Here is a 22924-nt window from a genome sequence, read left to right as displayed (position 1 = left end):
CCGCATCGATAACTGCTCCTGTGTTATTCTACCTTCTGTATCTGCCCACCATGGAGGGGGGAAATGTCATATTTTGTATGGAACAAAATAGACCATGCAGTCGTTCGCGAGGATGACGACTTAAGTGCTCCTTCTAGAACCTAGAATCTAGAGCCTATCCGCTGCATTGTTTGCAGCGCCTAGCAGGGCGGGGTCTGCTCTGTTGTTAAATGGTCTGACCCCATATCTCTTTTTTTAGGCTATGCTCTCACATCGTGAGTGCTTTTGAATAAGATCGCCTGTTTTGAGCAAGATCACCATTTTAGGTTGATTTTCAATCTGGACATCAAAAGTCTGATTTGATAAAGTGCGCTCACTCAAAAAAATTGGTAAGACCAATTTACAACGGAGCTGAGTGCCAAATGGCCTATAGTAAAATTAATCAGCCAAAAATTTCTGATGTGATCATGGCGCAATTAGAGCAAATGATCCTAGAGGGCAGTTTAAAGCCCGGTCAGAAATTACCGCCCGAACGCGAACTGGCGATCCAGTTTGAAGTGTCTCGACCTTCTTTGCGTGAAGCGATTCAAAAGCTTGAGGCAAAAGGACTGTTAATGCGCCGTCAAGGTGGCGGTACTTATGTCAAAGAACAACTCTGGCAGACTCTTGCCGATCCTATTGTTGAACTGATGAATTCCGATCCAGAAAGTCAATATGACTTACTGGAGTTCCGTCATGCGACTGAAGGCATGATGGCTTATTTTGCCGCGTTGCGTGGTACTGACGCCGATATGCAAAATATCAAACGTATGATCCACGAAGTTGAAGCCGCGACTATTATCGAACAAAAAGCCGCCGCGATTGTACATTTTTATCGTGCTGTGGCCGAAGCGTCACATAATGTGGCCATGTTACATCTCGTACTCAGTTTAACCCCTGTGCTGCATAAAAATGTGGCGCAAAATTTGGAGCTTTTAAGCCGCCGCGAAGAAGCTTCTACCATGGCAAACGATCATAGACGGGCTTTGCTCGCTGCTATCGTTCGCCGCGATCCCGACGCCGCCAGAGAAGCCTCGAATGAACATTTAAGTTACATCGAAGAGGTGATGTTATCTGTGCGGGAAGAAGACAGCCGGTTGCAGCGAAGCTTGCGCCGCTTAAAGAGTGGCGCTTAATTTCCTGAGATTTAGCACTGAGCTAAATCGGAATATGCCGCAAACACCATTCATTATCATGTATATAGAGAAGGACAGTGTCATGTCTGAAGATATGCTACAAGACGTAGATCCGTTAGAGACTCAGGAATGGGTTGATGCCCTGCAAGCCGTATTGGAACAAGAAGGTCCAGAACGCGCACATTTTTTATTAGAAAAGTTGATCGATAAAGCCCGTCGTAACGGCACTCACTTGCCTTACAACGCGACAACCGCTTATCTAAACACTATCCCAGCGGGTCAAGAACCGCATATGCCGGGCAACCAAGAGATGGAACGTCGCATTCGCGCCATCATCCGTTGGAACGCCTTAGCTATGGTGCTGCGCGGTTCTAAGAAAGATTTAGAATTAGGCGGTCATATCTCCAGTTTCGCCTCAAGCGCGACTATTTATGACGTGTGTTTTAACCACTTCTTCCGCGCACCGAATGAAAAAGACGGCGGCGATCTCGTGTATTTCCAAGGCCATATTGCCCCTGGTATTTATGCGCGTTCATTCTTAGAAGGTCGTTTAACAGAAGATCAACTGGCTAACTTCCGTCAAGAAGTGGATGGCAAGGGCTTGTCTTCATACCCACATCCAAAACTGATGCCGGATTACTGGCAATTCCCAACAGTTTCTATGGGCTTAGGTCCTATCCAAGCGATTTATCAGGCGCGTTTCCTGAAATATTTGACTGACCGTGGCCTGAAAGATTGTTCAGCACAAACCGTTTACTGTTTCTTAGGTGACGGCGAGTGTGATGAGCCAGAAGCCTTAGGTGCGATTGGTTTAGCGGCCCGTGAAGAATTAGATAACTTAGTCTTTATCGTTAACTGTAACCTGCAACGTCTGGACGGCCCAGTACGCGGTAACGGTAAGATCATCCAAGAACTTGAAGGCGAATTCCGCGGCGCAGGCTGGGAAGTGGTTAAAGTGATTTGGGGTCGTTACTGGGATCCATTATTGGCCCGTGACACTAGCGGTAAGTTATTACAGTTAATGGAAGAAACCGTAGACGGTGAATATCAAAACTGTAAAGCCAAAGGTGGCGCTTATACTCGCGAGCACTTCTTCGGTAAGTACCCAGAGACAGCCGAAATGGTAGCGAACATGTCAGACGATGACATTTGGCGCTTAAACCGTGGTGGTCATGATCCAGTTAAAGTGTACGCAGCCTTAGATCACGCGCAAAAAACCAAAGGTCGCCCAACGGTGATTTTAGCTAAGACTGTAAAAGGTTACGGCTTAGGTGATGCGGGTGAAGGTAAAAACATCGCTCACAACGTGAAGAAAATGGGTATCGAGTCTATCCGTTACTTCCGCGATCGTTTCAATATCCCCATTCCAGATGACCAATTAGAAGACTTACCTTTCTATCACCCAGGTCCTGATTCGGAAGAAGTGAAGTACATGATGAGCCGTCGTGAAGCGCTGCATGGTAGCGTGCCACAACGTCGTCAAAAGTTCACCGAAGAGCTTGAAATCCCATCACTGAAGATTTTCGATTCGATTTTACAGGGCTCAAATGGCCGTGAAATTTCATCGACGATGGCATTCGTTCGTGTACTGACAGCGCTGCTGAAAGACAAGAAAATTGGCAAAAACATTGTGCCAATCATTCCTGACGAAGCGCGTACCTTCGGTATGGAAGGTTTGTTCCGTCAAGTGGGCATTTATGCTCACGAAGGCCAAAAATATATTCCGCAGGATTCTGACCAAGTTGCTTACTACCGCGAAGATAAAACCGGTCAAGTTCTGCAAGAAGGGATTAACGAACTCGGCGCTATGTCTTCATGGGTATCGGCAGCGACTAGCTACTCAGTCAACAACGTGCCTATGATCCCGTTCTACATCTACTACTCAATGTTCGGTTTCCAACGTATTGGCGACATGGCATGGGCTGCGGGTGATATGCGCGCTCGTGGTTTCTTAGTGGGCGGTACTTCAGGCCGTACAACCCTGAACGGTGAAGGTTTACAGCATCAAGATGGTCACAGCCATGTATTGGCAAACACTGTCCCTAACTGTATTTCTTACGACCCAACTTATGGTTATGAAATTGCCGTTGTGGTGCAAGATGGTATTCGCCGTATGTACGGTGAAAATCAAGAAGATATCTTCTATTACTTGACCACAATGAACGAAAACTATGTTCAGCCTGAAATGCCTGAAGGTGCCGAAGAAGGTATCGTTAAAGGGATTTATAAGCTGGAAACTGTTTCAGGATCAGGCAAAGGTAAAGTTCAGTTAATGAGTTGTGGCACTATCCTTGAGCAAACTCGTAAAGCGGCACAAGCATTAGCGAAAGACTTTGGTATTACAGCCGACGTATTTAGCGTGACCAGCTTCAACGAGTTGACCCGCGATGGCCAAGCTGTTGAGCGCTGGAACATGCTGCACCCAACGCAAACGCCAAAACAAGCCTATATCAGCCAAGTGATTTCAAGTGATGCACCTGCGATTGCGGCGACTGACTATATGAAGATTTATGGCGAGCAGTTACGTGCTTACATGCCAACCGATTACAAAGTGTTAGGTACTGACGGTTTTGGTCGCTCAGACAGCCGCGAGAATCTGCGTCACCACTTTGAAGTGGACGCTAAGTTCATCGTGATTGCAGCGCTGAAATCACTGGTTGATCGTAAAGAGCTACCTGTCGATGTGTTAGCAAACGCCATTAAAGAATATGGTATCGACGCTGACAAGATCAATCCACAGTACGCGTAAGAGGCAATGAAAATGGCTGAATTAAAAGAAGTTTTTGTTCCTGATATCGGCGGTGATGAAGTGCAAGTGATCGAAATTTGTGCCGCTGTGGGTGATACCCTCGCGGCCGATGCATCGATTATTACCGTTGAAAGCGACAAGGCGACTATGGATATTCCAGCGCCTTTCGCTGGTGTGTTAGCTGAGTTGAAAGTGGCTGTGGGTGATAAAGTCTCTGAAGGTACTTTGATTGCTATGATGCAGGCAGAGGGCGCATCCGCTCAAGCTGCTGCGCCAGCGCCAGTTGCTGCACCATCATCCGCGCCAGTTGCAGCACCCGTTCAAGCGGCTCCAGCTCCAGTGGCATCAGCGACCCAAGCGGTTGAGACAAAAGTCGTTGAAGTGGCTGTGCCAGATATCGGTGGCGATACCGATGTATCGGTTATCGAAGTGCTGGTTGCCGTCGGCGATAAGATTGAGGTTGATAGCGGTTTAATTACCCTAGAAACTGACAAAGCGACCATGGATGTACCTTCACCTTTTGCTGGTGTGGTAAAAGAAGTCAAAGTAGCCGTTGGTGATAAAGTGTCGGAAGGCTCTTTAGTCATCATGCTTGAAGTGGGTGGCGCAGCTCCAGCTGTGACAGCAAGTGCGCCAACCGTTGCCGCTCAGGCGGCTCCTGCCGCTACGGTAGCGCCAGTGGCTCCGGCTTCTGCAACTCCCGCTGCAAGTGTGGTTACGGTAAAAGAAATTCAAGTGCCAGATATTGGCGATGCAAGCAATGTCGATGTGATTGAAGTGCTAGTATCTGTGGGCGATATGATCACGGCCGACCAAGGTTTAATCACCCTTGAAACGGATAAAGCCACCATGGAAGTGCCAGCGCCATTTGCCGGCAAACTATTGTCGTTAACCGTTAAAGTGGGTGATAAGGTTTCTCAAGGTAGCGTGATAGCCACCGTTGAAACGACTGCTGTTGGAGCCGCTGCGCCTGCGCCAGTTGCTCAAGCGCCAGCAGTGCAAGAAGTGGCGCCAGTTGCTGCTCAAGCACCTGCAAGCCGTCCGCCAGTGCCGCATCATCCAAGTGCAGGTGCGCCTGTGTCGACTGGTGCGGTACATGCATCGCCTGCGGTACGCCGTTTAGCCCGTGAATTTGGTGTGGATCTAACCCAAGTCACTGGTTCTGGCCGTAAAGGTCGCATTATGAAAGAAGACGTACAGGCGTATGTGAAATACGAACTGTCGCGTCCGAAAGCAACTGCGGCAACGTCAGTCGGCGCTGGCAATGGCGGCGGTCTGCAAGTGATTGCAGCACCTAAAGTGGATTTCAGTAAGTTTGGTGAAGTGGAAGAAATTCCATTAAGCCGTATCCAGAAGATCTCTGGCCCTAACTTACACCGCAACTGGGTGACTATTCCGCATGTGACTCAGTTCGATGAAGCTGATATCACTGAAATGGAAGAGTTCCGTAAGCAGCAAAACGACGCAGCGGCGAAGAAGAAAGCCGATTATAAGATCACGCCTTTAGTCTTTATGATGAAAGCGGTGGCTAAGACGTTGCAACAGTTCCCAGTGTTCAACTCGAGCTTAAGCTCTGATGGCGAATCACTGATCCAGAAAAAGTATTTCCACATCGGTGTGGCGGTGGATACGCCAAACGGTTTGGTTGTGCCAGTCGTGCGTGACGTGGATAAGAAAGGCATTATCGAGTTATCTCGTGAACTGGCTGATATCTCTATCCGTGCCCGTGATGGCAAGCTGAAATCTGCTGATATGCAGGGCAGCTGTTTCACCATTTCAAGTTTAGGTGGTATTGGCGGTACGGCGTTTACGCCTATCGTTAACTACCCAGATGTGGCGATTTTAGGTGTGTCTAAATCTGAAATTAAGCCTAAGTGGAATGGTAAAGAGTTCGAGCCTAAATTGATGTTGCCACTGTCGCTATCATACGATCACCGCGTGATCGATGGTGCCATGGCTGCACGCTTTAGCGTGACCCTGTCAGGAATTCTGTCCGATATTCGTACTTTGATTCTGTAAACATATAAGGCTGCTCAACTTGAGCAGCCTTTTGTTTATTGTGATCAGTATCAAACACAGGTTAAAATGCGCCCACCTTACGCGCTGGCGCATTTTCGGTTGGCAGGATAGCTCCTCCAACGGATTGAATGAGAATTAGAGGAAAACATGAGTAACGAAATCAAAACTCAGGTAGTGGTATTAGGTGCAGGTCCTGCAGGTTATTCTGCGGCTTTCCGTGCTGCTGACTTAGGTCTGGAAACCATCATAGTTGAACGTTTTAGCACTTTAGGTGGCGTGTGTCTTAACGTGGGTTGTATCCCATCTAAAGCTTTACTGCACGTTGCTAAAGTTATCGAAGAAGCCAAAGCGGTTGCCGCTCACGGTGTGGTCTTCGGCGAGCCAACTATCGATTTAGATAAGTTACGTAGCTTTAAAGAAAAAGTCATTGGCCAATTAACTGGCGGCTTGGGCGGCATGTCCAAAATGCGTAAAGTTAACGTGGTTAACGGTTTTGGTAAATTCACTGGCCCTAACACGCTAGAAGTGACTGCTGAAGATGGCACTGTGACTAAAGTGACTTTCGAGCAAGCGATCATTGCTGCAGGTTCTCGCCCAATCAAACTGCCATTTATTCCCCACGAAGACCCACGTATTTGGGATTCGACTGACGCATTAGAACTGAAAGAAGTTCCAGGCAAGTTGTTAGTGATGGGCGGCGGTATTATCGGTTTAGAAATGGGTACTGTGTATTCATCTTTAGGCAGTGAAATCGACGTGGTTGAAATGTTCGACCAAGTGATCCCTGCGGCTGACAAAGACGTGGTTCGCGTATTCACTAAGCAAATCAAGAAGAAATTCAACCTGATCCTCGAAACTAAAGTCACCGCGGTAGAAGCCCGTGAAGACGGTATTTACGTTTCTATGGAAGGTAAGAGCGCGCCAGCTGAACCAGTACGTTACGATGCGGTATTAGTCGCTATCGGCCGTACACCTAATGGCAAGCTTATCGATGCCGACAAAGCCGGTGTTAAGATCGACGAGCGTGGTTTCATCAACGTAGACAAGCAATTACGTACTAACGTACCGCACATCTACGCTATCGGTGATATCGTTGGTCAACCAATGTTGGCTCACAAAGGCGTGCACGAAGGCCACGTAGCGGCTGAAGTGATCGCGGGTATGAAGCATTACTTTGATCCAAAAGTGATCCCATCAATTGCTTACACAGACCCTGAAGTGGCCTGGGTTGGTTTGACTGAGAAAGAAGCGAAAGAGCAAGGTATTGCTTACGAAACTGCGACTTTCCCATGGGCAGCAAGTGGTCGTGCGATTGCGTCAGATTGCAGCGAAGGTATGACTAAGCTGATTTTCGATAAAGATACTCACCGCGTTATCGGTGGTGCAATTGTCGGTGTGAACGGTGGCGAACTGTTAGGCGAAATCGGTCTAGCGATTGAAATGGGTTGTGATGCTGAAGATTTAGCATTAACGATTCACGCTCACCCAACGCTGCACGAATCAGTAGGCCTAGCGGCTGAAATGTACGAAGGTTCGATTACTGACTTGCCAAATCCAAAGGCAAAGAAAAAGTAAATTGACCTTCATTTTTGAAAAAGCGCCCTTCAAGGCGCTTTTTTATTGCGTCGCGTAAAATGTAACTTTAATGTAAACGAGCGGGTGAATTGATAGAGTTGAACTGCTAGAGTACTAATACGAGTCGTCAAATGCAGATAAAAATAATTAAAACATTTCTGGCATGTTTCATTCTTGTGCTCACTAGCTTCCACTCGGTTTGGGCGGGCGGCTTTGTGCAGCGAGTCTTTACCGATAGGGACGGTTTGGCTGCCACAAGTATTCGCGGCTTAGCCTTAGACGATTATGGTTTTGTTTGGGCGGCGACTGAGCAAGGACTCTATAGGGTCAGTAACGCTAAAGTGAGGCGTATTGATAAAATTGGTTTTGAGTCTCGCCTAGCGGATGATTTTTTAACCTCAGTGGTGAATGTTGATCGTAACCATTTACTCGTCAGTACGCATTCCACTATTTATCTTTACAATATTCTGAATAATCAATTTACTGCCTTTGGCTCAGTCAAACTTTTTCCACAGTACGTAGGAGGAGCACTTCTTTCCGCTATTCGTAAAGATGACCAAACGTGGTTGTTGTTGACCGATGCTGGATATATTTACGATTTTTCCCCCGCAAAAACTGAATTGTCAGTGATTACTCAGCTACCAGTTAATCGCGATCTTCCTTGGCGTAAGTTACTTCCACTACCAAATGGTGAAATGTTAGTGGCAGGTCAACAGCAGTTAGTCCTGCTAGACAAAAATGGTGAGTCGGTATTCCATTATCATTGGACCGAAACCATGGGGAGTATTCTCGATATGCTTGAGGATACAAAACAGCGAATTTGGATTGCGACGGGGCGAGGGGTCTATCAGTTTGAATTGGCGAGCCGTCAAATTGTGCCAGTGCCCGAATTACCCGAATGGAGCACTTCAATTGTTGAAGATCCTAAAGGATTTTTGTGGTTTACCAGTCGTGTGGGCCTGCTGAAGTGGTCACCCGAAACTCGTCAAGTTGAAAACTATCAGAAAGAACTCAAGGCTCAGGCTAACATGGAAATACTGAAGGCCATGTTGTTTGATAGTTCAGGGCTTATGTGGGTTGGCGGTTCTGGGGATGGTTTAGCTTTGTTGGCCTCGTCGCCGGATTTTATCCTCGAGACTTATACCGCAGATCAACCTTATCAGTTGAGCGATGCAATGACTTGGTCCATATATGCAAATAATGATGGCGTATGGCTAGGCTCCTCAAATTTGGCTTTTATTGGCAAGCATAGCCAAAAAGCAGTGGATATTCCGATTAATGGATTAGAACCACATCAAAGCATTTATGATATTAATGATTTTGGTGAACATAACTTATTGATATCGACTACGGGAGGGCTTTTTGTTGTCGACAAGCAAACCTTACAAGGCAACAGTTTTTCCCAATGGGCCAGTGGCCAAGACGGATTTAAAAATAAGCTGATTTATAAAACCTATAAAGATCCACAGATAAAAGGGCGTATTTGGATCGCCACATCCACAGGATTGTATTATTGGGAGTCTGGTTTATCTGAACCTCGCCCCTTTGATATAGATAGACCCTCCAATAATACCAACGAACCTACACGCCCAACTATTCGCACTATGTATCGTGCTTCGGACGGAAAACTCTGGTTAGGCGGGAAAAAAATCTTTGGTTATATCGATGCTCAAGACGAGTTTCATGATCAGCGACTTTTGTTTAATGCCTTAGCTACACCGCCAACAGTGAGCCATATTGAGGAAATGTCATCTGGTGTGATGTGGTTTGGTTCCTACGAGAAAGGGTTATTTGAATATCATCAACATACAGAAGAACTTAAATCGCTGACCACTGAGTGGCAATTAAACTGCAGTTCGGTGTTTTTTATTCAAAAAACGCCAAAGTCAAATCTTGTTGGCTGTGCTAACTCATTGATCCGTCAAGATGTCGAGACCGGAAATATTGCCATCTTTAATCATAGGGATGGGTTTATATCCGATGAGATGAATGAAGGAGCCTATTTTTATTCCCCACAGGCCGGTTTCTATCTAGGCACGCCAGAAGGTGTAATGCGACTGGATGTTGATAGGTTGGTAAACCGAATTAATGATGACCATGTCATGCTTGAGTCGGTTTCGGTGTATTACGATGACCTCACTGAGGTGTCACTACTCCCTCAGCCCATGATGGTGATAAAGCCCGATGCCAATATTGTGAGCTTACAGATCACTAATCTTGATTATCTTGATGATTCACCCATGCAGTTTAAATACCGATTGCGTTATCAGGGGGAGGACGATAATTACGTTTTACTGCAGGGAGAATCTCAAATCAATCTTGCGGGCTTGGCGGCCGGTGAGTATGTGTTGGATATTTTAAGCCAAGTTAATGGGATATGGTCTAACAAGCCGTTTTCATACTCATTTTATGTTGAGCAGCACTGGTGGCTATCCCAAGGCTTTAAAGGTCTTTTAATGTTGCTGCTTTTGGCCATCGTCCTTAGCTTCGCTTGGTATCGGCAGCGGCAGGTAAACAGTTTTATGCTGATGAATCAGGCGTTAACTGAAAGTGACGATAGATTAAGGCAATCATTGCGCGGGAGTGACTCCGATCTTTGGGAGTGGCATAAAGACACTCAAAAATTTCATCTTGATAATCGTGGATCTGTACTTGGAAAACATACAAATGAAATTATCGTTTCATTAGAGGATTTACCGATACACCCGCTGGATAGAGACAAAGTCCTTGCTCAGTGGAACAGTATGCTGGTGGGTGAGGTCGATCGATTTGAGGCGGAATACCGTTATCAGCACCGAGAGGGTCATTGGGGGTGGTTAAGGGTTAGGGGTCGTCCCATTAGTCGCAATAAGCATACCCAAGAGATTGAACGTGCAGCAGGAATTTACAGTGATATTACGGTGCAGAGGCTGCTTGAGGATGAAGTGAAATTACTTGCCCAAGCTTTTGAAAACACCTCAGAAGGCGTGTTGATTTTAGAGAGCAATGAAAATATACGGGTTGCTAACCATGCCGCACAGCAGATTATTGGTTCAGGCGATACTGATTTAGTTGGCTTATCCTTTTCGCAATTTTTGCGGATGAATGATGGTTTATCCTACGAGATTAAACAGTTGCTAGACACCGAAACCTCTTGGACGGGAGAGCGAGAGTTAGTTAACCAAAGGGGGCATTTGTGTCCTGTATGGCTCAATGTTTCGATGATGCAAACGGCTAATATTAAAGAACATTATTATGTTGTGGTGTTTTCAGATATTACTGAACGTAAAAGAACAGAAGCCGATTTAAGGCGCCTCGCTAATTATGATGTGTTAACAGGCCTACCCAATCGTTCATTGTTTTCGAATCGATTATTGCAGTCGATACAAGTCGCGCAGCAGACGGGAGAAAAACTGGCGCTACTCTTTCTCGACCTTGATAGATTTAAGCATGTTAATGACTCCTACGGTCACAGTATGGGAGATGCGCTTTTAGTTGAAGCATCAAACCGACTTCAATCCTGTATCTCCAGTGAACATTTACTCTGCCGTTTTGGTGGTGATGAGTTCGTTATTTTGCTTAGGAATGCAAGTAACATCGATGAGATTAATCATATTGCTGAGCGTTTATTGGCACAGATAGTGGCACCTTTTAAGCTGTTCGGTCGGGAGTTTTATATTTCCACCAGTATTGGTATTAGTATTTGGCCTGATGATGCCATTCAACCTGAGGCCTTTATTAAAAATGCCGATCTTGCTATGTATCATGCTAAGGAAGAAGGGCGGGGTAATTTCAAATATTATTCATCAGAACGTAATGCGCAGGCTTTATACCATTTACGTTTAGAAGCCGATTTACGAAAAGCGATTGAGCGCGAAGAGTTTGAGCTTTATTACCAGCCGCAGATTGATATTGTGCAGGGGGATAAATTTATTGGCATGGAGGCCTTGATCCGCTGGCGCCATCCACAGGAAGGATTTATTCGTCCTGATATCTTTATTAAGGTAGCGGAATCCTGTGGTCTTATTGTTGATATTGATCGCTGGGTATTACGACAAGCCTGTTTGCATGGGGCTAAGTGGATTAAAGCGTATTCTGAGCCATTTAAGTTGTCGGTCAATATTTCAGCGGTGCACTTTCGGCAAGCTGATTTTATCGAGGGTATTCAACAAATTTTGTTAGAAACTCAGATGCCGCCTTCATCCCTTGGGTTAGAAATTACCGAAGGTGTATTAATGAAGGAACTGCAAGTCGCAAAAAGTCATTTAAATCAACTAAAGTCCTTAGGTATTGAAGTCGCAATTGATGACTTTGGAACAGGGTATTCATCACTGGCATATTTGCGGCATTTTGATGTTAACACGCTAAAAATTGATCGATCATTCCTTATTGATATTGCGACGAATACTGCAGACCAAGCGATAGTCAGCAGTATTATTGAACTGGCACGCAATCTTAAATTAAATGTCGTTGCCGAGGGGATTGAAACGGTAGAACAGTTAGAGCAGGTTTTCAGCCGAGGCTGTTATGTTATCCAAGGTTACTATTTTGCAAAACCTATGTCGGTGAGAGATTTTGAGTTATATATCGCTGCAGCTAATAGAGTTCACGATTAATGAACTCATCGGTTCAGATAAAATATGACTGACGGTTAAATGCATAAGTTTGTTAATATAACGCGAATTTTATCCTATAAAAAGTGATCCTTAATGATGCGCCGAATACTCGCTTCCCTCTTTTTATGCTTGTTATTTACCCCCTTAATTGCGGCTGAGCGACCTAAAATTGGGGTAGTACTCAGTGGTGGTGGAGCGAAAGGTGCAGCCCATGTGGGCGTACTTAAAATATTAGAGGAACATAATATCCCTGTGGATTACATTGCGGGCACGAGTATCGGCGCTTATGTCGCAGGAATGTATGCGCTTGGTTACAGCGCCAGTGAAGTTGAAAGTATTATGATGGGCGTTGATTGGGATAGTGGCTATTCGGATACGATCCCCCGGAATATTTTGAGTTTTAGGGATAAACAGTTACGCGATCGTTACAATATTCCCCTTAATATCGGTTACAACGAAGGTGAAGTGAGGGCGCCAAGTGGTGTGTTACGGGGGCAGACAATGTCACAGCTACTCAGGCAATCAACGGATTTAGTACAACAATTTGGAAATTTTGATGATTTAGCGATTCCCTACCGCGCGGTGGCAACTGATTTGGAAACGAGTCAACCCGTGATCATTAGCCATGGTAGCCTAGTGAATGCGATGCAAGCCTCTGCGACTGTGCCTGGTGCGCTTCAACCTACACAATTTGAGGGTAAACTGCTCGTCGATGGGGGAATTGCGAATAATATGCCTGTGGATGTAGTTAAAGCCATGGGGGCCGACATTATTATTGCCGTCGATATTGGTTCACCTCTAGTCAAAAAAGATAAGTTATACAGCACCATAGCGGTACTCGATCAGTTATCAAACTTTCTGACCAACGCTAGCACCGAGAAGCAAAAACAGCTATTAACAGATAAAGATGTGCTAATTCGTCCCGCTATTGATGCCTTAAGTACAACCGATTTTACTATCATGCCTCTAGCATTAACCCTCGGCAAAGAAGCGGCAAATAACCATCTCGATAAACTGAGCAGCTTGAGTTTGAGCCCAGATGAATATGCTGCTTATGTTGATGCGAAAAGAGTTAAAGGCAAAACCTTGATGACGGATGTGTCGCATCCTATTCACGAAATTGTATTTGATAACCAATCGAAGGTCAGCTTAAACCTCCTAAAAGAAACGTTAAATCTGCAGAAGGGGCAAACCGTTTCTAAAGATGAATTAAATGAAGCATTAAAACGCATTTATTCTCTGAATAAATTTGAACGTGTTGATGCTGAGTTTGTTGAAGGAGAAGAGGGGCGCATACTCACAGTGACGACTAAAGCGAAGTCTTGGGGACCGAATTATTTTCAGTTAGGCTTTAATTGGGAGGATGATTTTAACGCCGATTCAGCCATCAGTTTTGATATGGCATACACTATGACGGATTTAACGTTCAATGGTGGTGAGTGGCGCAATGAAGTCAAACTGGGATTTGAAAAATTATTTGCCACTGAATTTTATCAACCACTCGATAGGGATCAGGAGTTCTTTAGTCGGGCCAGATATCAATACGATATCCGTAATTGGGATCTTTTTGATAATAATAGCCGCGTCTTAATTTTCGATAAGAAAACCCATACCGTTGAGTTAGGTATTGGTTATAACTATACCCTTCAGGGAAGTATTGAATTAGGTGTTGTTGGTGAAAAAGGCACGATAGAAAATGATGCTTGGTTAATTGATGATTTAGACTTCAGCTCCTATGGTGCCTACTTGAGGTTTGGCTACGATAGCTTAGATAGCATTAGTTTCCCAACATCAGGAAATCGAATCACACTGAATGTCTATGTTCGTAATGAAGATTTTGATGATGTTATCGACAACAATGAAAATAATTATAGTGTACAGATAGAAGCGGATTGGAAAGGTGCTCTCAGTGTAGGCAATCATGCTTTTGTGGGTAAGACTTCTATTGCGACCAACAATAATGACGGTATCAATGCACTTCATCTATCTGATCTGGGCGGATTCTTAAATCTTTCTGGTTACCATAAAGACTCGCTTACTGGGGCACATAAGTTATTTGGTGCTTTTATTTACCAATACGATCTTGGGCGTGATGCCCTCGGTATGACGGATTATCCTCTTTATCTTGGTTGGAGTTTAGAGGCTGGAAATGTTTGGTTTGAGCGCAGTGAGGTTTCATTGACGGATCTGATTTATGCATCAAGTCTATATGTTGGGACTGATACCGCATTGGGGCCAGCAGCATTAGGATTTGGGATCACCGATTTTGGAGATCGATCTTTCTATCTGTTTGTGGGTAAAAACTTTTAAAAGCGATTTAGCTGTGCAATAAAATCAGGGCATAACATGAGTTATGCCCTGATTTTTTGAGAAATAATCGAAACAAAATCGAAACAAAGTGGGTGAAAGTGTCATAACCTTTTACAAAATCTTGCTATTGCGGACTATAGCAAGATGGTATGGTTTGTGGGTAAAAATAATAACACTCTCAATGTAAGCTGGGGAAAACAATGAAAAAGATTAGTACACTGGCACTGGGCATCGCCTTGAGCTTAGGCTTGGTTGCTTGCAGCAGCGAGCCTAAAACTGAAGTTGCAGCGGTTTCTGGCATTGAACTACAAAATTTTGATACCTCCGTTCGTCATCAAGACGATTTTTATTACAGCGTGAACGGTAAATGGCTTGCCAATACCCCCATTCCTGCGGATAAGTCAAATTACGGTGCATTTTCTGTACTTTATGATCAAAGCCAAGATGCATTGAAAAAAATCATCGATGAAGCTGCCGCCAAAAAGAATGCTGCCCCTGGCTCTAATGAGCAAAAAATTGGTGATTTTAACGCCAGTTTTATGAACACGGATTTGCTTGAAACCCTAGGGGTGACTCCTCTTAATCCTTTACTTGCCGATATTGCCGCTGCTAAAACCCATGCAGATTTACCTGCTGTGATGGGTAAATTATTGACGAGCGGAGCGGGGATCCCTTTCGGCTTTTATGTTAATAATGACGCTAAAAACTCGACTCAATATGCGGTGTATTTAAGTCAATCTGGCCTCACGCTGCCAGATCGCGATTATTATCTTAAAGATGATCCTAAGTTTGCAGCCAATCGCCAAGCGATGGCCAAGTATGTGACTGATTTATTGACTGAAGCGGGTTACAAAGACGCTAAACGTGCGGTGAAAAATGTGGCAGATATCGAGATGATGATTGCCAAAAACCAGTGGAGTCGCGTTGAGTCTCGTGATGCAAATAAAGCCTATAACAAATTAGATCGTGCTGAACTGCAAAAACTGATGGGATCTTTTGATTTTAATGCCTTTGCTAACAGTGCCGGTTTAGGCGATAAGGCCTCCGAAGTTATTGTGCGCCAGCTTTCTTACTTTGAAAAACTGGGTACGAGCTTTGATACCTTTCCAGTCTCTGCTTGGCAAGATTATTTAACCTTCCACTTAGTCGATAGCTATGCTGAGTTGCTGAGCAAAAACTTTGTTGATTTGAACTTCGCCTTTAAGAGCAAAACCTTAATGGGTATCGAAGAACAACAACCGCGCTGGAAAAAGGCTGTTGACGGTGCCGATACTGTGATTGGTGAGCTAGTGGGTGAGGAGTATGTGAAGCAGTACTTCAAACCAGAAGCCAAGGCGCGTATGGAAACTATGATCAAAAACCTGATCAAAGGCTTTGAGGTTAGCATTAACGAACTGGAGTGGATGACACCAGAAACCAAAGTCGCCGCTCAGGAAAAGCTGGCTAAGTTTACCTATAAAATCGGTTATCCAGACAAGTGGAAAGATTATTCAGGTTTAGATATCAAAGCTGACGAGTTAGTGGGCAACTATCTGCGCTATGCTAAGTTTGAATATCAAGACATGATCAACAAGTTAGGTAAACCAATCGATCGCACTGAATGGCATATGACGCCACAAACAGTGAATGCCTATTACAGTCCTGTCAGTAACGAAATCGTATTCCCAGCTGCTATTTTGCAACCACCATTCTTCAATATGGAAGCCGATGATGCGGTGAACTACGGTGGTATTGGTGCTGTGATTGGCCATGAAATCAGCCATGGTTTCGACGACCAAGGCGCTAAGTATGATGGTGATGGCAACTTGCGTGATTGGTGGTCGGATAAAGACAGAGAAGAATTCCAAAAACGCGGTAAGCAATTGTCGGCACAATATTCCCAGTACGAAGCACTGCCGGGCAAATTTGTTAATGGTGACTTAACATTAGGCGAAAATATTGGTGACTTAGGTGGATTAACCGTTGCTGCGCGCTCATACATTATGAGTCTAAACGGTCAGCCTGCCCCTGTGATTGACGGCTTAACGGGTGAGCAACGCTTCTTTATTGGCTGGTCTCAAGTGTGGCGCCGTAATTATCGCGATGAAGAGTTGGGGCGTCGTTTACTGACCGATCCCCATTCTCCAAGCCATTACCGTGCTATGGGCACACCACGTAATATCGAAGCCTTCTACAAAGCCTTCGAGATGAAAGAAGGCGATAAGATGTATTTAGAACCCAATGAAAGGGTGAAAATCTGGTAACAGATTGAGTTAATAAAAAGCCAGACAATGTCTGGCTTTTTGCTTAGGTTAATGCCCATACCCTAAGGTTTCTATTTTTTCGATTTTCTGATCGGCGGCATAAATACGCCGCATCAATCTTGACGGGCCAAAATCATAGATCCATTCAGTATACTCAATCGGTAACTTGCTCGGATCGACGACGATATCGCCCGCGGAGTTTCGATAAGTCGCCGGTTGGCTGTATTCTTTGGCTTCGCTGGGATGACCACACTTTTCTAATACTATGTCCAGAGGATCGCCAACGCTAATAACGAATTGCTTACAGCGCATGGAATCTGTAGCTAAGGCGGGTAAACTCGCCGTCCAGAGGGCTAACAACACATAATACTTCATCAGTTTGTCCTCGCGGTGATTCAAGTCTCTCAAATCAATTTGGGTTGCTCTTATCTATAACACTTTGTTTAGCTCAGACAAACTCTCCAATTGGTGGTGAGCAATTATCCATTTGGCCTCGCCGCGTTGCTCTAGCGCAGGGATAGCAACAGTTTGCATATTGGCGGCGCGGGCCGCAATCAGGCCATTGAAAGAGTCTTCGATGGCAAGGCAATAACGTGGATCGACCCCTAGAGCGGTCGCACAATTGAGATAAACCTCGGGATGTGGTTTGCCATAGGTGAGCGCCTCTGCTGATTCTACTGCCATAAATTGGCTCTTGAGCTTAAGTCTTGCCAGCACTGCGTCAATCAAAGCTGTTGGTGATGAGGTCGCTAAGCCTATTTTTAATCCTTTGGCTTGGCAGTATGCTATTGCTTGCTGAACGCCAGGCATAGGTTCACCGGTTTGCCGAATTTCTTCAGCAACTTTGTCAACTATGGCTTTGCTGACCTTAGTATTGTCGTAATCGGCCCAAGGCGCCTTGTGATACCAATAATCGACACATTGGTCGATACGCAGCCCCGTGGTTTGCTGAATCGTTTCGATAGTGACAGGGACGCCGAGTGCGGATAAAACATCGTATTCAATACGTTGCCACAGGGGTTCTGAATCAATTAATATGCCATCCATATCAAAAATAACGGCTTGAATACTAAGGGATGTCATTACTACTCCAAAGGATGGGAATGATAACTAAGCGTTATGCTCTGGGAGCTTGAGTGTATGTTTAAGGCTCGCCATCTTCAAAGCCTAAATACACAAAGTTGAGAAATATTTTTGGTGGAAAGGAATTGGTGTGCAAAAAAATAATCGTTCGATTTTAAATTGATTAACTTATGTTAACTCTTTGTAGCTTATGATTTTTTGTCTGTTTTCAAACTATTGTCTAATTTCGCTTGTTTTATTATTCCCGTAAGTTTGTTTATACCGCCGGGTTTAGCCCTTATTTCGCCTTTCGCTGAGTGTGACCTGATTCATACTTTTGCAAAGCTGTAGTATACTGCTGGCCGGAAATACGGGTCGATCATGTCGGACTGTCAGCTTCAATAAAGAAGACGTGCAGTTTCGTTGTTAGAGCGCCAAACAAAGAGGAATGTTGCCGTGCTAGAAGCATATCGTAAACACGTCGCAGAACGTGCTGCAGAGGGCGTAGTCCCTAAGCCATTAGATGCACATCAAGTGGCTGAACTGGTTAAATTGGTTCAAACCCCACCCGCAGGTGAAGAGGCTTTTATCCTTGACCTGCTCGAAAATCGAATTCCCCCCGGTGTTGATGAAGCGGCTTATGTGAAAGCGGCCTTCTTAGATGCGGTTGCCAAAGGCACTGTAACTTCACCTATTCTGTCTGCTGAGCGTGCTACCGAGTTATTAGGCACTATGCAAGGTGGCTATAACATTGAACCTCTGATCGCGCAGTTGGATAATCCAACCCTCGCACCATTGGCCGTTAAAGCCCTAGCTCATACTCTACTGATGTTTGACTCTTTCCACGATGTGGTTGAGAAGATGGAAGCAGGTAATGAGTTTGCTAAGCAAGTGGTTGAAGCTTGGGCGAATGCAGACTGGTACTTAAGCCGTCCAAAATTAGCGGACAAAGTAACCCTGACAGTATTCAAAGTCTCTGGTGAAACCAACACCGATGACTTGTCTCCAGCGCCCGATGCTTGGTCACGTCCTGATATCCCATTGCACGCGTTAGCGATGCTGAAAAACGCCCGCGACGGTATCGAGCCTGATGTACCTGGTAGCGTAGGTCCAATCAAGAAATTAGACGAACTGAAAACCAAAGGTTTCCCATTGGTGTACGTGGGTGACGTTGTGGGTACGGGTTCATCGCGTAAGTCAGCGACTAACTCAGTGCTGTGGTTTATGGGCGATGATATTCCATTCGTCCCTAACAAACGTGCTGGTGGTTTCTGTTTAGGCGGTAAAATTGCGCCGATTTTCTTCAACACGATGGAAGATGCGGGCGCCCTGCCAATTGAGCTTGACGTGAGCAAAATGGAAATGGGCGATGTTATCGACATTTACCCCTATGCTGGCATTGTTAAGCGCCACGGCAGCGATGAAGTCATTTCAGAGTTCAGCTTAAAAACAGAAGTCTTGTTAGACGAAGTCCGTGCGGGTGGCCGTATTCCACTGATCATTGGTCGCGGCTTAACTGACAAGGCTCGTGAAGTCTTAGGCTTGCCTGCATCTGACGTATTCGTACGTCCACAGGATGTCGCCGATACAGGTAAAGGTTACACGCTGGCGCAGAAGATGGTCGGTAAAGCATGCGGCGTAGCGGGTGTGCGTCCTGGCCAATACTGCGAACCTAAGATGACGTCTGTGGGCTCACAGGATACTACAGGTCCTATGACCCGCGACGAGCTAAAAGATTTAGCTTGTTTAGGTTTCAGTGCCGATTTGACGATGCAGTCATTTTGCCACACAGCGGCCTATCCAAAGCCAGTTGATGTGAACACACATCATACGCTGCCAGACTTCATTATGAACCGTGGTGGTGTATCACTGCGCCCAGGTGACGGTGTTATCCACTCATGGTTAAACCGTATGCTGCTACCAGATACAGTCGGTACTGGTGGTGACTCACATACGCGTTTCCCTATCGGCATTTCATTCCCAGCAGGTTCTGGCCTAGTGGCGTTTGCTGCCGCGACTGGCGTTATGCCGCTCGACATGCCTGAATCCGTATTAGTGCGCTTCAAGGGCCAAATGCAACCGGGTATCACACTGCGTGATCTGGTGCATGCTATCCCGCTTAAAGCCATTGAGCTCGGGATGCTGACCGTTGAGAAGAAAGGTAAAGTGAACATCTTCTCTGGTCGTGTACTGGAAATCGAAGGCTTAGAATCCCTGAAAGTTGAACAGGCATTCGAACTGTCTGATGCATCAGCAGAACGCTCTGCAGCGGGTTGTACTATCAAGTTAGACAAAGAGCCTATCATCGAATATCTGAACTCGAACATCACTATGCTGAAGTGGATGATCGCCGAAGGCTACGGTGATCGTCGTACGATAGAGCGTCGTATCAAAGGCATGCAAGAGTGGTTAGCGAATCCTGAGCTGATGAGCGCCGATAAAGATGCCGAGTATGCTGCAGTAATCGAAATCGATCTGAACGAGATCAAAGAGCCAATCCTGTGTGCGCCTAACGATCCAGACGATGCAGTATTACTGTCATCTGTTGCGCAAACGAAGATTGACGAAGTGTTTGTCGGTTCTTGTATGACTAACATTGGTCACTTCCGTGCGACTGGTAAGATGTTAGACAAGTTCGCTAAGACATTGCCAACGCGTCTGTGGATTGCGCCACCGACTAAGATGGACAGAGATCAACTGACCGAAGAAGGCTATTACGCGATTTTTGGTCGCGTCGGTGCGCGTATCGAGATCCCTGGCTGTTCACTGTGTATGGGTAACCAAGCACGTGTGGCCGAAGGTGCAACCGTGGTGTCGACTTCTACCCGTAACTTCCCTAACCGTTTAGGTACAGGCGCGAATGTTTACTTAGCCTCTGCGGAATTAGCGGCAGTTGCAGCGCTATTGGGTCGTCTGCCAACGGTTGAAGAATACCAAGAATACGCGAAAGAGTTGGATGCTACGGCGGCTGACACTTACCGTTACTTGAACTTCGACCAAATCGATTCTTACACGAAAAAAGCAGCGGAAGTGATCTTCCAGACGGCAGTGTAATTAATTGATATAAAATAAAAAAGCCAGCTTACGCTGGCTTTTTTATTGTCTGAAAAAGAGCATTCGTTGTGGGATGAATTATATCTGTTGGGTTTGCTCTGAATGCTTGTTATACAGGACCTCAAGGAGTTCATCCTCAAGTTCAAAACGGGTTTCCATGGTATGGGCAAGGTCAGATAAGTCTTTATCGAGTTGATATAAGACATGATCATCCTGAGCCTCGGCATATTTATCATTAAAATCTAATGCCGCACTTGTGGTAGGAGTAATTTTTGGTAGAACTTGTTGCGCTAAGGTTTTACTCGATGCACCAAATTTTTCACAGGCGGTAACGACTTGGTCGTACACTTCAAAATGGCCTTCAGAAACATAATCCACTAACAGATCACAGAAGGACTTAACATGCTCTAAAGAGGGGAGAGATTTTTCGGATTTGCCGTAGGGCGGTAGGCCAGCAATCTGACAATAATGCACTAGTAGTTTGCGGCGATTTTCTAGCCATTGATCTATAAGCTTATTTGAACCGCCCCACTTTCGTTCTGCCTTTTCAAGTTTTCTCAGCATGATGCATTCCATTTAGCTGCTAGCACATGATCCTAATGTAGGGATAAGTCTGGATTCGATCAACCCTTTTTATTGGCTTTTGCGATAAAGAACCAAATGAACAAACAGGCTGTTTTGTATGAAAAAATAGAAATAAAAAGCCCAACGATAGAAAGCTATCGTTGGGCGAGTAAAGTATATAGCAGGCTCGATGCGACGAGCTTCTTGATTGTTCTTGCTAGCGCAGACTTTTTATACCAAAGGCAGGGAACTGGCGCAACTTTTTTCTGTCTGACTGTGACTTCTGGTTTGATTATTAAACAGTATGTTATCTGGCTAACATTTTGGATTGAACTGGCTAAATGGACGTCAATGATGGGGATTAGCTCACATAAATTAGCTCATATTGGTTACATTATTCGCGTAAATGCTAAACTACCGGCCCAGCGGATCTCAATAAGTCTAGGAATCAAGCCAAATGGCAGAATTAAAGAATGATCGTTATTTACGCGCCCTACTAAAACAGCCTGTCGATATGACCCCCGTTTGGATGATGCGTCAAGCTGGCCGTTATCTCCCTGAATATAAAGCGACTCGCGCACAAGCGGGTGACTTTATGTCTCTATGTAAAAACCACGAATTAGCTTGTGAAGTGACTTTGCAGCCATTGCGCCGTTATGAACTTGATGCTGCTATTCTATTTTCCGATATTCTGACAGTGCCTGATGCTATGGGCTTAGGTCTGTATTTTGAGGCGGGTGAAGGTCCACGTTTTGAGCGCCCCACAGACACTATCGATGCGATTAAAAAGCTTTCAATCCCAGATCCTGAGGATGAACTCGGTTATGTGATGAAGGCTGTGAGCACGATTCGCCGTGAGTTAAATGGTGCCGTGCCATTAATTGGTTTCTCTGGTTCACCTTGGACGCTTGCGACTTATATGGTGGAAGGTGGTTCAAGTAAAACCTTCGAAAAAATCAAGAAGATGGCCTACGCCGAGCCTGCTGCATTGCATATGTTGCTTGATAAGTTAGCTGATTCTGTAATTTTGTATTTGAATGCTCAAGTGGCTAACGGTGCCCAGTCATTAATGATTTTTGACTCATGGGGTGGTGCGTTATCGCACACGGCTTATCGTGAATTCTCATTGCGCTATATGCAGAAAATTGTTGATGGCCTGACTCGTTTCGCCGATGGTCGCCAAGTCCCTGTCACACTATTCACTAAGGGCGGCGGTCTATGGTTAGAAGCCATGGCTGAAACCGGTTGTGATGCTTTAGGCTTAGATTGGACAGTTGATATTGCCGATGCTCGTCGCCGTGTCGGTCATAAAGTGGCACTGCAAGGCAATATGGATCCATCCATGTTATATGCGCCAATTCCACGTATCGAAGAAGAAGTGAGCCAAATCTTAGCGGGTTACGGTGAAGGAACTGGCCATGTGTTCAACTTAGGGCATGGTATCCATCAACATGTGGATCCTGAACATGCTGGTGCTTTTATTAAAGCTGTACATGCACAATCAAAACAATACCATAAGTAATAAGTTGTGTTCTGTAACAGGCCCATAATGGGCCTGTTTTTTTTGTCTACTCTTTAAGATAAATTGATAATAGTGCT

General features: G+C 45.2%; 13 protein-coding genes. 10 read left to right on the top strand and 3 right to left on the bottom strand.

Going from position 1 to position 22924, the window contains the following annotated elements:
* The first annotated feature begins 401 nt into the window (after positions 1–401).
* The 7 genes from pdhR to JEZ96_RS16980 all read left to right on the top strand — a co-directional run bounded on the left by pdhR (position 402) and on the right by JEZ96_RS16980 (position 16645).
* The gene (pdhR, locus tag JEZ96_RS17010; protein WP_025008136.1) at positions 402–1154 is read left to right on the top strand and encodes a pyruvate dehydrogenase complex transcriptional repressor PdhR; all 753 of its coding nucleotides are present in this window, start codon (positions 402–404) and stop codon (positions 1152–1154) included.
* A gap of 82 nt (positions 1155–1236) precedes the next feature.
* Positions 1237–3903: a pyruvate dehydrogenase (acetyl-transferring), homodimeric type gene (aceE, locus tag JEZ96_RS17005; RefSeq protein ID WP_011787909.1), complete on the top strand. Its 2667-nt coding sequence runs from the start codon at positions 1237–1239 to the stop codon at positions 3901–3903.
* Positions 3904–3915: 12 nt separating this feature from the next.
* Positions 3916–5922, top strand: a complete 2007-nt coding sequence (gene aceF, locus JEZ96_RS17000) for a dihydrolipoyllysine-residue acetyltransferase (protein WP_061783198.1) — start codon at positions 3916–3918, stop codon at positions 5920–5922.
* Between the two features lie 147 nt (positions 5923–6069).
* Positions 6070–7497 (top strand): dihydrolipoyl dehydrogenase, encoded by a 1428-nt coding sequence (lpdA, locus tag JEZ96_RS16995; RefSeq protein WP_025008137.1) that lies wholly within the window; start codon positions 6070–6072, stop codon positions 7495–7497.
* A gap of 131 nt (positions 7498–7628) precedes the next feature.
* Positions 7629–12092, top strand: a complete 4464-nt coding sequence (locus JEZ96_RS16990; protein WP_061783199.1) for an EAL domain-containing protein — start codon at positions 7629–7631, stop codon at positions 12090–12092.
* Between the two features lie 93 nt (positions 12093–12185).
* Complete coding sequence (locus JEZ96_RS16985; RefSeq protein WP_198779824.1) at positions 12186–14402, top strand: patatin-like phospholipase family protein; 2217 nt, start codon at positions 12186–12188, stop codon at positions 14400–14402.
* 200 nt (positions 14403–14602) lie between these two features.
* Positions 14603–16645 (top strand): M13 family metallopeptidase, encoded by a 2043-nt coding sequence (locus JEZ96_RS16980; protein WP_061783200.1) that lies wholly within the window; start codon positions 14603–14605, stop codon positions 16643–16645.
* 48 nt (positions 16646–16693) lie between these two features.
* Here the strand turns inward: JEZ96_RS16980 and JEZ96_RS16975 are convergent, their stop codons facing one another.
* The gene (locus JEZ96_RS16975; protein ID WP_011787915.1) at positions 16694–17020 is read right to left on the bottom strand and encodes a DUF2845 domain-containing protein; all 327 of its coding nucleotides are present in this window, start codon (positions 17018–17020) and stop codon (positions 16694–16696) included.
* Between the two features lie 54 nt (positions 17021–17074).
* Positions 17075–17728, bottom strand: a complete 654-nt coding sequence (gene hxpB, locus JEZ96_RS16970) for a hexitol phosphatase HxpB (protein WP_025008138.1) — start codon at positions 17726–17728, stop codon at positions 17075–17077.
* A gap of 435 nt (positions 17729–18163) precedes the next feature.
* Here hxpB and acnB point away from each other — a divergent pair, with 435 nt between their 5' ends.
* A complete protein-coding gene (gene acnB / locus JEZ96_RS16965) occupies positions 18164–20761 on the top strand; it encodes a bifunctional aconitate hydratase 2/2-methylisocitrate dehydratase (RefSeq protein ID WP_014611441.1) in 2598 nt (865 codons plus the stop codon).
* Positions 20762–20839: 78 nt separating this feature from the next.
* On the opposite strand, the gene rsd is transcribed toward acnB, so the two are convergent.
* Entirely contained in the window at positions 20840–21325 is a 486-nt protein-coding gene (gene rsd, locus JEZ96_RS16960; protein ID WP_082785973.1) for a sigma D regulator, read from the bottom strand.
* Positions 21326–21421: 96 nt separating this feature from the next.
* Between rsd and JEZ96_RS19570 the strand changes: the two genes are divergently transcribed.
* Entirely contained in the window at positions 21422–21802 is a 381-nt protein-coding gene (locus JEZ96_RS19570) for a hypothetical protein (protein ID WP_229781386.1), read from the top strand.
* Positions 21783–22847 carry a uroporphyrinogen decarboxylase gene (hemE, locus tag JEZ96_RS16950; RefSeq protein WP_011787920.1) on the top strand — a complete coding sequence of 355 codons (1065 nt, stop codon included), beginning with the start codon at positions 21783–21785 and terminating at the stop codon, positions 22845–22847. Before JEZ96_RS19570 ends, hemE begins: the two co-directional genes overlap by 20 nt.
* The last annotated feature ends 77 nt before the right edge of the window (positions 22848–22924 follow it).

The sequence above is a fragment of the Shewanella putrefaciens genome, assembly GCF_016406325.1.
GTDB classification, from domain to species: Bacteria; Pseudomonadota; Gammaproteobacteria; order Enterobacterales; family Shewanellaceae; genus Shewanella; species Shewanella putrefaciens.
This window is presented reverse-complemented; position numbering and strand designations above follow the sequence as displayed.